Annotated in this window: 13 protein-coding genes; all 13 read right to left on the reverse strand. The window is 38.5% G+C overall.

What is annotated here, in order from left to right; all coding sequences use genetic code 11:
- A partial coding sequence (locus HT708_RS11600; RefSeq protein WP_205380607.1) for a hypothetical protein occupies nt 1-182 on the reverse strand: 182 nt, incomplete at its 3' end.
- 36 nt (nt 183-218) lie between these two features.
- On the reverse strand, nt 219-773 hold the full coding sequence (locus HT708_RS03075; RefSeq protein ID WP_311141307.1) for a PBECR4 domain-containing protein: 555 nt from the start codon (nt 771-773) through the stop codon (nt 219-221).
- Nucleotides 774-1,483: 710 nt separating this feature from the next.
- Nucleotides 1,484-1,909 (reverse strand): hypothetical protein, encoded by a 426-nt coding sequence (locus HT708_RS03080; RefSeq protein ID WP_000204075.1) that lies wholly within the window; start codon nt 1,907-1,909, stop codon nt 1,484-1,486.
- Nucleotides 1,902-2,648, reverse strand: a complete 747-nt coding sequence (locus tag HT708_RS03085) for an ImmA/IrrE family metallo-endopeptidase (protein ID WP_306345051.1) — start codon at nt 2,646-2,648, stop codon at nt 1,902-1,904. Before HT708_RS03085 ends, HT708_RS03080 begins: the two co-directional genes overlap by 8 nt.
- A gap of 12 nt (nt 2,649-2,660) precedes the next feature.
- Entirely contained in the window at nt 2,661-3,005 is a 345-nt protein-coding gene (locus HT708_RS12120; RefSeq protein ID WP_001056000.1) for a helix-turn-helix transcriptional regulator, read from the reverse strand.
- Between the two features lie 370 nt (nt 3,006-3,375).
- Nucleotides 3,376-4,326, reverse strand: a complete 951-nt coding sequence (locus HT708_RS03095) for an N-acetylmuramoyl-L-alanine amidase family protein (RefSeq protein ID WP_000401884.1) — start codon at nt 4,324-4,326, stop codon at nt 3,376-3,378.
- 374 nt (nt 4,327-4,700) lie between these two features.
- Nucleotides 4,701-6,071 (reverse strand): MATE family efflux transporter, encoded by a 1,371-nt coding sequence (locus tag HT708_RS03100; protein WP_001036247.1) that lies wholly within the window; start codon nt 6,069-6,071, stop codon nt 4,701-4,703.
- A gap of 114 nt (nt 6,072-6,185) precedes the next feature.
- Nucleotides 6,186-7,352 (reverse strand): recombinase RecA, encoded by a 1,167-nt coding sequence (gene recA / locus HT708_RS03105; protein WP_001085465.1) that lies wholly within the window; start codon nt 7,350-7,352, stop codon nt 6,186-6,188.
- Nucleotides 7,353-7,406: 54 nt separating this feature from the next.
- Entirely contained in the window at nt 7,407-8,663 is a 1,257-nt protein-coding gene (locus HT708_RS03110; protein ID WP_000642684.1) for a competence/damage-inducible protein A, read from the reverse strand.
- An 83-nt stretch (nt 8,664-8,746) separates the two neighbouring features.
- Nucleotides 8,747-9,763, reverse strand: coding sequence for an LCP family protein (locus HT708_RS03115; protein WP_000239274.1), 1,017 nt, complete (start codon nt 9,761-9,763; stop codon nt 8,747-8,749).
- 7 nt (nt 9,764-9,770) lie between these two features.
- Nucleotides 9,771-10,289 carry a GNAT family N-acetyltransferase gene (locus tag HT708_RS03120; protein WP_000455532.1) on the reverse strand — a complete coding sequence of 173 codons (519 nt, stop codon included), beginning with the start codon at nt 10,287-10,289 and terminating at the stop codon, nt 9,771-9,773.
- On the reverse strand, nt 10,279-10,722 hold the full coding sequence (gene tsaE, locus HT708_RS03125) for a tRNA (adenosine(37)-N6)-threonylcarbamoyltransferase complex ATPase subunit type 1 TsaE (protein ID WP_050243134.1): 444 nt from the start codon (nt 10,720-10,722) through the stop codon (nt 10,279-10,281). Before tsaE ends, HT708_RS03120 begins: the two co-directional genes overlap by 11 nt.
- 198 nt (nt 10,723-10,920) lie before the next feature.
- Nucleotides 10,921-11,541 carry a hypothetical protein gene (locus HT708_RS03130; RefSeq protein ID WP_100104637.1) on the reverse strand — a complete coding sequence of 207 codons (621 nt, stop codon included), beginning with the start codon at nt 11,539-11,541 and terminating at the stop codon, nt 10,921-10,923.
- Nucleotides 11,542-11,882: the final 341 nt, after the last annotated feature.

An 11,882-nucleotide genomic window follows, 5' to 3' on the forward strand; every position in this document is an offset into this window, starting at 1 on the left:
CTTGAAGCCATAATAAAAAGCTCACTAAAAAAGTGAGCAACATTTCCAATGAGATACTTCTGTTGACGAGCGCGTCTCTCCGCCCCCTCATTGCCTTGCGAAGAGGCTTGGCGAATCGAAAGGAGGTGTTTTTTCCTGTTTTCAATTCTACTTATTTTTGCACATTTTTTTAATTTTATCAAACAAAAAAACGCAAGCCGAAGCCTGCGAAAAGTTTTTTATAACCATTGAATTTCTTTCACATCTGTTTTACGAACTTTAGCATATTTCTTAGCGCTTGTAAAATGTAGAGTAACCGGTTTAAACATTCCACTTTTATCTCTTCGTAAACCTAAAATTGCGGATCTTTTGTTTCTATCTTCAAAAAATATGACGTCCAACTTCATAGTGTTTTTAGATAAATCTTTGGCTAGGATACAACAACTTGTTATCTTAGAATAGAAGATATCACCGATAAAACTATACAAAGATATCCTTTCGATTACATCATTGTACATAGGATGATTTCTAAAATCTTCCAAAATAAAAACACCAGCTTGAATAGCAGGTATTGTTTGACTAGCATAATCTCGTGTGATTTTGTGCAAGCCAAATAAGTGATGTAAATCAGTCAAGCAAAAATCTACTTCGAAAGTCTCTAAATGCTTATAATTCGTTGATACTTGACATGTTTTTCCATCGAATTTCTCTTGATAATCTAAAATACAATCAAGTAATTTCAACGACAAACTCCATATTTTCTCAAAATAAAAAAAGCACGGGGCAGTTCTCACTACTGCCCAAAGTGGATGATTAGAGTCGGCTTCTCTAACTCCCTATGTTGTGCTTATTAGGCTTATCGCAAGGGAACAGTTTTTAGCTCTGCCAAGCCACATAGCGTGCTTACTACTATGTGTCCATGTCTCCATGGATTGCCGAGCGGTTTAACGACGTTTTGGGAGTCGGGATAACGAGAAAAGTGATACTTTTACGTTTTTTCCAACTTAATTATGACATCTTTCTTTCAAAAAGTCAATATTTATCGCTTTCTTTAACGAAAAAAATCCCACAAGAACGAATCCTGTGGGGAGATACACATTTTAGAAAAGCTTTCCTTTATTCTACTATTTTTCTTGTATTTTATCATTCAGTATGATAAAATACAAGTTTTTTGATAAAATAACCAAAAACTACTCGCTATCCCTTCTCACATTACCCTACATATCGTTTGACATGCGACTGATCGTTCAAGGAAACTTCAAGGACAACTTTTCTCTCATCCCCTATGTAGGTCATTTCTACTCTTATAGGCTCAATTTGACACTTTTCTTCTTCGAATTGCTCATATTCCTCCTGAATAGTAAGTTCGATTTATCCAAATTTATTTTTGTCTATTTTGATGAACACTTCCACGAAGATAGTCTGAAAATGAATTTGCACCAATTTTTCTTCTCTTTTTAAGCATATTATTCCAGATATGATTGCCCTCTTGTTCAGTAATAAATTACGCTTTAAACGCTTCAATCAGTATATCTCCTGTCGTCATATGTTCTAAAGAAAATTCTTCTACATATGGTTGAACATCTCTTAGGTTATTACTTCCTAATATCCCGTTATGCTTTTTCGCTAAGGAAATAGAAGCCGCTTCTCCCTTACCAATAACCTTGTTACTATCATGATTTCTTGTTAAATTTCTATATAATGCGTATTCTTCAGTTCCAATGTCTATGCTCACAATCTCAGCTGAACCCTTAGCTACTAACTGGTCTATCCTAGATTTTAAATGGGGGATTGTAGGTATATTGATTTCATCATACACCTCTTGTGGAATAACAATTTTACCCGAATAGAGCTTTTCTAAAAGATGTTCAGTGCCAACCCATAAAAATGCTGAAATACAATCTGTATCAATAAATACACGACTAGTCAAACGACAACTCCCCCTCTTCATCTAGCCCATATACAATATCATATCTGAAAGCATCTAGTAGCAGTTCCTCATACTTCCCTTGCGAAATTCTGTTATTTTCTAAAAGTTGTTCAGTCGATTTAATATAGTGTCCTAATACCATTTCCTTTTTACTTTCTGACAAAGGACGATATAAACTTGTATCATAGCCTAATCTTGAAGCTGTCTCTATAACACTAATATCCATATTTTTAATTTCTTCTGCATCAAGGTATCCATCATTCCGCAATCTATATAACATAGCTTTATGACTGATACCATAAAACTGACCCAATTTTATAATATCTTCTACTTCAAGATGAGTTCTATTAGCATTTTCTCTGATTTCCTCAACCATCCTATACAGTGAAGATGGGGAAACTAAAAAATATGAAGCAAACTGATCCGCTTTTCTTTCAGTTTCATCTCCTTCACCAATCAAGATAAGACTGACTGAACTCTTCTTCACCTCATCATAATAAAGATGATACAGTTCATGTGCTAAAGAAAATCCTTGTCTTCCTAATGACATGTCTGAATTGATTACAATGAGACTGGACTGAGTTCCTTTATAACAGACTCCGCTAATATTCTTTCCGAGTCCATAAAATACCAGCGTCAAATTCTCTATCTTTTGTACCAATTTAAAAATATCTATCGGCGCTTCACCGTCAGCTCCCAACTTTTTTCTAAGATTTGAAGCTTTATTACTTAAATCCATTTTATCAATCATTTATTTTGTCTCCAATAGCTGATCTATCTCAAATTGATTCAATACAATTTTATTGATTTTCGCTAAAACTTTAAGATCTTGGTCTACTATTTTATTTTTTCTAAACGATATTACACACTGTTGTTCAGCTTGTTCGCCAAACAAAAGATATTCAACCGTACAGCAAAACAGGGCAGATAGTTTCTCAATAACATCCGACGTGATATTCCTTTCACCTTTTTCCATTTTGGCAATCATGCTTTGATTCAAAGACAAATATTCAGCAATCTTATCTTGAGTAAGATTTGAAGATATTCTAAGTTCTTTTATTCTTTTTCCAACATCACATACATTTATCATATTCATACACCTCTCATAAAAAGAATAGCACACTCTTGTCATAAAATAAATTTTTTAAATAAAAAAATTATGACAAAACAAGGAAGCAATTTATTGATACTGCTTAAAAATCCAAAATTGATGATAGTAAACCTATTTGATGAGTTCCTATCAAAAATCGTATCTTCAACCTCAAAACAGTACTTAAAGCTATCCGACTCGATTTACATTGTCAAATTTAGATTTTATTTTAGCATAACTTTCTAGTTTGCTTTTTGATTTTTATTTAATATAGTAGCAAAAATTGAAGGAAATATCTCCACAAGAAAACGCATACTATTAAGCTTTTTCAAGACCTAATAATATGCGCTGTTCTGATTTGAAAGACATTCCATTATTATTTTACTGTTATCAAGCCTTCAGGCTCGACTGTAAATTCTGGTTTTTCTGCTATCGTGCCATCTTCTTTAAGGTAATACCAGCCATCATTTGATTTGACAAAGGCATTAGAAACCATGTCCCCATTTTGACTATCAAGATAGTACCAAGTCTCCTTGTATTTGATCCAGCCTGTTTTCATAGCACCTTCTCCATCGAAATAGTACCACTTCTCAGCGATTTTCTTCCAGCCTGTCGCCATTTCGCCTGACTGGTCAAACCAGTACCAGTTGCCGTCTGTGTGCTTCTTCCAGCGGTCTGCAAGCATATATCCTGAACCGTCAAAGTAATACCAGGTACCATTAACTTTCTCAAACTTATCTTTTGGATAAGAACCATCTGAGTGTACATACCAGGTGCCAGTATCGTTCTGTCGCCATCCTGCTTCAATCGTCAAGCCGTTTTCAATATCCTGCTTGAATTGCTCACGACTAATGCCCCAGCTTGCAAGATAAGGATAAGGGTCAACATGATCTGAGTTGTTGTCAGGTTGGTTATTGGTGCAATATTCGTGTGTCTTGATACCTGCTAAATCAGCAGTATCAAGCGTTTTAGGTATCCCAGCCTCGTCTGCTAGATTACGCAAGAGTTCGATATAGAGACGATAGTCAATCAGAAACTCTTCTTTCGATTCATGGCTTTCAATCAGTTCAACTTGTGCATAACCTTCTGCATTCCAACCGCCCCCAACGTCCCAGGCACCATTATCAACAGGTCCTACCTGCATAACACGACCATTACCGACTACGTGAGAAAAGAAGCCCAATTCAGGATCTTTTCTGTAATGGTAGTCAGCCTCATTTTGAACCGTTGAATTACGGTTGCCTGTGGAATGGGCATGGACTTGCCTATATGGTTGCACGCCGACTTGAGGCAAATCTGTTCTTAATTTACTCACATCAATTTCCATATTTTACTCCTTATCAATTAAAACAACTTATTTTTTACAATCCAGAGCTAGAAACTCCTTTATTTCTACCTCATAAAGAATACAATCCTAGTCACGATTGGGCTTGTAGATAGAACTTCAAAACGCACTATTTTGACACTGTAAATAGGACTGATAAGGTCTGCATCCTATCTACAATAACACCCCAGACTAAAAAGCTTTTCAAAAGTATATTTTTACAGTCTCTATATGTCCTTTTCATAAATACTATACTTTATTATATCATATAAAAGAAGTCAAAAGTCTGTCAAACTATTTTCAAGACCAAACTAAAGATAACAGCACAAGTTTTTTCGATTTTCACTAGAGGAAATGGATTTTATTAGCAAATACAGCTAGGAGAGCACTTTGGTTGCCAAGATGGCCTTACCTTCTTTTATCAAGGGGTGACGGAACAGTGAGAAGTACAGTTGGATGGTCATGGTAACCCAGATGAGGGGTTCACAAAGAATAACTCCCTTATAGCCCGCCCAAGGGATAATCAAGACCACAAAAGCGATTTTCCCGATTAGTTCGATAAAACTAGAAACCAGAGGAAGGATTTTTTGCCCCAAACCCTGCAAACAATTGCGATAAATCAACAAGAGGCTCAAAATGGGATAAAAGGCTGAACTAATTTGCAGATAGAGACTTCCATTTTCTATCAAGTAACCATCTGTCGAACTAGCCAAGAAGGAAACCAAGGCTGGACTGGCAAAAAAGAGGAAAACACAAACAAAAACTGCCCAGGATATACTTAAACGACTGCCGATTCGAAGGCCTTGAACAATACGGTCTGGGCGCTTAGCACCTAAATTCTGAGAAGCAAAGGTCGTCATCGAAGCAGAAATAGCAGTCATCGGAAGAAGGGCGAAGGCCATAATGCGTCGAGCCGCCGTTTGTGCACTTATAATCACTGCGCCAAAGGTATTGACAGAAGACTGTAAAATCACACTGCCGATGGACACAATTGAACTCATCAAGCCCATAGCCAAACCTTGCTCCAAGAGATCTGCGTACAAGGACTTATCCCATTTGAAATGCTTGCGCTGAGGCAAAAGTTCTGGCACACTCTTACAGATATAATAAAAGCAAAGAACCGCTGATAAACCTTGCGAAATAATGGTAGCAAGTCCCGCGGATTGAACTCCCAGATGCAGTTGCGTAATAAAATAGAGATCCAGAACCACATTAACCAGAGCAGAAAAAATCAAAAATCCAAGGGCAGCTAGACTGTCCCCAATGGACTGCAACAAACCTGCAAAAAGATTATAGGCAAAGCTGACACCGACACAAGTCACAATCATAGAAATATATTGATAGGACTGGGGAAGGATTTCAGCAGGGGTATCTAGGTACTGTAAAAGAGGATACAAACCAAGAAAGCCCAGCAGCATCACTACAACACTCAAAAGAGCCCCTAAAATCCAGGTGGATGCTACTGCTTCCTTGATTTTAGTGAAATTCCGAGCTCCATAATAACGGGCAATGACAATCCCCATGCCATTTCCAACACCAAGAGTAAAACCTACAATCAGGTCAAAAATCGCTGTCGTCGCCCCTACCGCTGCCAAGGAGTCTTGTCCAAGAAAACGTCCAACAATCAAGACATCAGCAGTGTTATAGAGTTGCTGAAAGATATTAGACAGCAAGATTGGGAAGGCAAAACTCAAGAGAGAAGGAAGAATCGGACCATGTATCAGGTCCACTGTTCGTTTTTTATTCATAAGGCTATTACATCAGCTTTCTAGTGGAGCCACAAGAAACAGCAAACTATAGTCAATCTGAAATCTTGAATCAAAAATCGAAAAAGTAGCGGATTTCTCCACTACTTTAACAGCTTATTCTTCAATTTCGATTTCAAGTTCATCGCCTAGGTCAAGTGTCACTTCTTCATTCACAGAATCTGCTTGAACTGCTTCATCTTTTTTGTTTTCAGTATCTTGTTCTGAAGCTTCTTCTCCATCAATCAAGCCAAATTTAGAACGGACTTGCTTATCAATTTCATCAAAGATTTCTGGGTGCTCTGCCAAATATTTCTTAGAATTCTCAGAACCCTGACCGATTTTTTCATCCTTGTAAGAATACCAAGCTCCTGCTTTTTTGATAATATCCAAGTCGCTTGCAATCTTCAAGAGTTCACCAGTCTTAGAAATTCCTTCTCCGTACATAATTTCAACTACGGTTTCCTTAAACGGTGGAGCTACCTTATTTTTTACAACCTTAATCTTAGTTTCTTTACCGACATTGGTTTCTTTTTGGTCACCAGTCCCCTTAATTTGTGTGTTACCACGAACATCTAAGCGGACTGAAGCATAGAATTTCAAAGCACGTCCGCCAGGTGTTGTTTCTGGATTTCCAAACATGACCCCAACTTTTTCACGCAATTGGTTGATAAAGATAGCAATTGTTTTGGTTTTATTGATAGAAGCACCAAGTTTACGCATGGCCTGACTCATCATACGGGCCTGCAAACCAACGTGGCTATCACCGATATCTCCATCAATCTCCGCACGAGGTACAAGGGCCGCAACTGAGTCGACCACGACAAGATCTACAGCACCTGAGTCAATCAATTTTCCTGCAATTTCAAGACCTTGCTCTCCTGAGTCTGGTTGTGACAAGAGCAATTCGTCAATGTTAACACCAAGGGCCGCAGCATAAGCTGGGTCAAGGGCATGCTCCGCATCGATAAAGGCTGCAATCCCACCTTCTTTTTGCGCTTGTGCAACTGCATGAAGGGCAACCGTCGTCTTACCAGATGACTCTGGTCCATAGATTTCGATGATACGTCCCTTAGGATAACCACCTGAACCAAGGGCAATGTCAAGAGCTAAAGAACCTGAGCTCATCACTTGCACCTTTTGCTCCGCACGTTCACCCAAACGCATGATTGATCCTTTACCAAAGTCTTTCTCAATCAATTTAAGAGCATCATTCAAGGCCTTTTCACGTTCTGCCCCAAATTTTTTTGAAATTTCTTCTAATTTTTTTGGTTTTTTCGCCATTCTATTCTCCTACATTCTAATGATCCTCAGACCTATCTACTATTATATCAAAAGTTAGTCACTTAATAAAGCCTTGCGAACTAGGTTAAAGGCATGCATAACAGCAATGTGACGTACATCTGCTCGACTTCTGCCTCCAATATTGACCTTGATAACCTCAGTTCCTTGCTCTCGAGCCAAGCCTATGAAGACTGTCCCAGCTGGATGCCCTTCTAGGCTATCTGGCCCTGCCACTCCAGTCAAACTAATTCCAAAATCAGATTGAGTCTTGTTTCGTGCCTGCTCAGCCATCTTCTGTGCTGTAAATTCAGATACCACACTCTGTTCTTCCAAATCCTTGACAGGAATATCCAACATTTTTGATTTTTCCTCCAAGCTATAGGTCACAAAACCACCCTTAAATATACTTGAAGCTCCTGAAAAATCCGCTACCCTAGCTTGGAAAAGACCTGCCGTCAAACTCTCTGCAGCCGTGATGGTTTTCCCTTGTTTTTTCAGTTCTTCTACCACAATGCTGGCTAAACTGGACTCTTCCCCATAACCATAACAAAGGTCTCGTAAAGAAAGTCCTTCAAAGGTCTGGCGATCCAAGATTTGATGTTCCAAAATATCCAGCACTTGATTCGCCTCTTCTTGACTGCTAGCCTTTGTTGACAGACGCAAGGTTACCTCTCCTGTCTTGGCATAAGGTGCCAAGGTCGGATCGGTCTGATTATCAATTAAATCAGCCAAAATCGTCACCAACTGGCTCTCGCCAATCCCAAAGAAACGAAGAACCCGGGAATACAGCTTACTCCCCGTCATCAACTTGGGTAGAAGTTGGTTTAAGACCATAGGCTTCAATTCACTTGGCGGACCAGGAAGGACAACGTAGGTCACTCCATCTACTTCTAGTATTCCTCCCACAGCCAGCCCCGTTTCGTTTGGCAGTGGAGTCGCTCCTTCTACAATTTGGGCTTGTCTTTCGTTATTCGGTGTTCGGGCATAATCTGGTCGCTGGGCGAAAAAGACATCTAACTTCTCCTGAGCCTGAGGATCGAAGACTAATTCTTTCCCTAAAAATTTAGCCAGAGTTTGTTTGGTCAAATCGTCCTCAGTCGGCCCTAAACCACCTGTCAAAATCACCAGACTGCTACGTTGACTGGCAATCTCAAGCAAAGACAAGAGACGGGCTTCGTTGTCTCCTACAGCCGTCTGAAAATATACATCTACCCCAATCTCTGCTAGTTTTTCTGATAAAAACTGAGCATTAGTGTTGACAATCTGTCCTGTCAAAATCTCTGTTCCAACAGCAATGATTTCTGCTTTCATGTTTCCTCCTACCTATCTATTCGTATTTTTTTGAAAAAATCGCAGGAAATTTCCCACGATTGATTTTTTATTTGTATCAAAAGTTAATTATCTTCATCACCAACAGGTGCTCTGCCAAATAAATCTTCAAATAAGACCGCATTGGTTTCAAGCTGAGTGACTTCTTCTTGTCCCAAAGAACGTCGGAGTAGATTTTGCATTTCCAACATATGGGCTCTCGAAACAATCTGGTAAGAAACACCTTGAAGCATCTCTCCTTCACCCTGCAACTGCTGAGTTTCAATGGTTTTAAATGAATCTTTATAGCCTAGCAAGTTAGGGATACTTTTTGCAGACAAATCAATATTGGTCTGCATATTGTCACTCAAAGCTTTTAGAATCTCTTGATAATGACCAACACTATTTAAACTGAGAGCTTTTTCCATGACTTTTTGAATAACTTCACGTTGACGTTTTTGACGACCATAATCCCCCTCAGGATCTTGGTAACGCATTCGTGCATAGACTAGGGCTTCTTCTCCCCCAATATGTTGCTCCCCAACACCGATAGAAATGGTATTAAATTCTTCTTGGTCACTGATAGAAATTGGGAAACCTAGGGTATTATTGACTGTAATACCACCTACTGCATCCACTAGTTTTTGTAACCCTTTCATATTGACCATCACATAGCGATCAATATGGATATTCATCATTTTTTGAATGGTTTCTATAGCAAGCTCTGCTCCACCATCTGCATATGCTGAATTCAGTTTCGCTTCATGAGCCTGACCATTCCCTGATTCAATGCGGGTCAGAATATCCCGCTCTAAACTCATCATTGTTGTTTTTTTCGTTTTAGGATTCACTGTCATCAAGATCATGCTATCACTTCTACCGACCCAAGTTTCAGTTCGTTCAGCATTTCCGGTGTCCACTCCCATTAACAGAATGGTTAGAGGTTCAGTCGCTTCAATAACCTTGGTTTCTTCGCCGATTTTTTTATAGGTTTTAGCTAAGGTTTCTGTCCCTTGTTGATAAATAGTATAAGCAAAAATACCTGCTCCTACTACAGTTACAGAAAGTAAAGCTAGCACCATTCCAATAATTTTTTTAACCATATTTCTACTAATCTATCAGTTTACCCATCAAGTAAACATCGATAAATTTCCCTTCTTCTATATATGCTCCACGCTCTTGGCGACCTTCAATTACAAAGCCATGCTTTTGATACAGATGAACTGCTGCTTGATTACGAGTTTGGACAGTCAGCTGGAGACGACGCAGAATGCCACTTGCTTGTGCCCACTCTATCGCTTCTTCTAGCAACAAACTTCCCAATCCATTATTCCAATATCTTTTTCCAATCACAATGAAGAGATCTCCAATATGATGGACTCTCTTGCGCTGGTCAGCTGTAATATTTACAATACCAGCAATTTTATCATTTAAGAATGCAAGTAAGGTTATCTGATTGTCCGAACTAGCTTGCTTGTTGAGGAATACTTCAATCTCCTCACTGGTCAAGAGAATACCATCTCCGTCTAAGCTGGTAAAATCTGTCTCCAAACTTACACGATTTAAAAAGGCCACTAATTCAGCTGCATCTTTAGGCTCTGCTTCCCTAATGAGCAATTCATACTCCATGTTGAAGCTCCTCTAAGAGTTTTTCTGCACGCAAACCCTTTGCCTGAAAATTTAAACGACGTCCATCTGCTTCTTTTAGAATTTCCAATTCTAAATAAGTATCTGGCAAGGCATCTCCTAAGAGATTTCCCCACTCAATAACAGTCACGCCTCCACCAAAGAGAAATTCATCCAAATCAATAGAATCCGCATCTCCTCCAATACGATAAACATCTAAATGGTAAAGCGGAAGACGCCCCTCATACTCTCTTACGATAGTATAGGTGGGACTTTTAATCATTTGAGAAATCTGCAATCCTTTCGCAAGTCCTTTAGTAAAGGTCGTTTTACCTGCGCCCAGTTCTCCAGTTAAGATTAAAACATCATTCTTTGCTAATAGATGACCCAAACGCTCCCCTAAGGATTGTAGCTCTTCTTCATTTTTTGTGTACATACTCTTATTATACCAAAAACTTTTCTTTTGTGTCTATTTTCCTGCTAAACTTATACTCAATGAAAATCAAAGAGCAAACTAGGAAGCTAGCCGCAGGCTGCTCAAAGCACTGTTTTGAGGTTGCAGATAGAGCTGACGTAGTTTGAAGAGATTTTCGAAGAGTATTACCATCATAACATCCATAAAAACAAGCTTTCTCTAAAAGAAAATGAGCGTAGCAATGACCAATACAAGATCTCGGAAAATATGACCATAAAAGGAAACTTCCTTCTTGACCGAATTTGGGACAAGATAGGCTGCAAAAAACAAACCCAGTCCAATATACATCAGAAGTGAGACAATGGTCATTGGATTTCTTAAGAAGAGAAGTGTGGCTAAAATAGTCACCAACACTGTCTTTTTTCTATCTAGCATAGCAAGTAAATCGCGCATGTATTTTTTCAAGGGTAAAAAAATCAGCAAATCTAGTCCAAATAGGAAAAAGAAGGATGGCAATAAAAAGTCAACTAATTCTTGCTGCAGCGTATTTTTGATGAACAAGTTATCTGACAGGACAAGAACAGCCCCTAACAAATTAATTAAAAGTAACATACTGTAAAAAAGCTTCACCGACTTCTTACTGGCTAGGACACTATGGACTTCTTGCTTACGGGTATAAAGATAATTTACTCCAGCACAGATTCCTGAAACGAAGACCATACTTCCGATGAAAAAAGCTGTACTTTGTTTAAAGGACAAGATGCATTCCTTCCATAGGAAACAGCTACTCAAACTGATTTGAATTAAAGCTAACAAAAATAAGATTCTCATTGATTTCATCTTTTCTCTCCCTTCATACCAATCATTATACTAGGAGAAAAAAGAGAACTGTTTCTAATCTTCTCAAATGTCTTTTTAAGACGCTAAACAAACATGAGAGACTAATACTCAATGAAAATCAAAGAGCAAACTAGGAAGCTAGCCGCAGGTTGCTCAAAACACTGTTTTGAGGTTGCAGATAGAGCTGACGTGGTTTGAAAAGATTTTCGAAGAGTATAAAGTCGCAACAACTGTGTCAATTGCACCAATTTAGTAAGAAAGTATAAAAAAAGAACACCCCGAAAGGTGCTCTGTATAAGTATAGTAATTCTTTCGAATTAACGTTTACTAAATTGTGATGC

This window comes from Streptococcus sp. 3613, assembly GCF_013277375.1.
Taxonomy (GTDB): Bacteria; Bacillota; Bacilli; order Lactobacillales; family Streptococcaceae; genus Streptococcus; species Streptococcus pseudopneumoniae.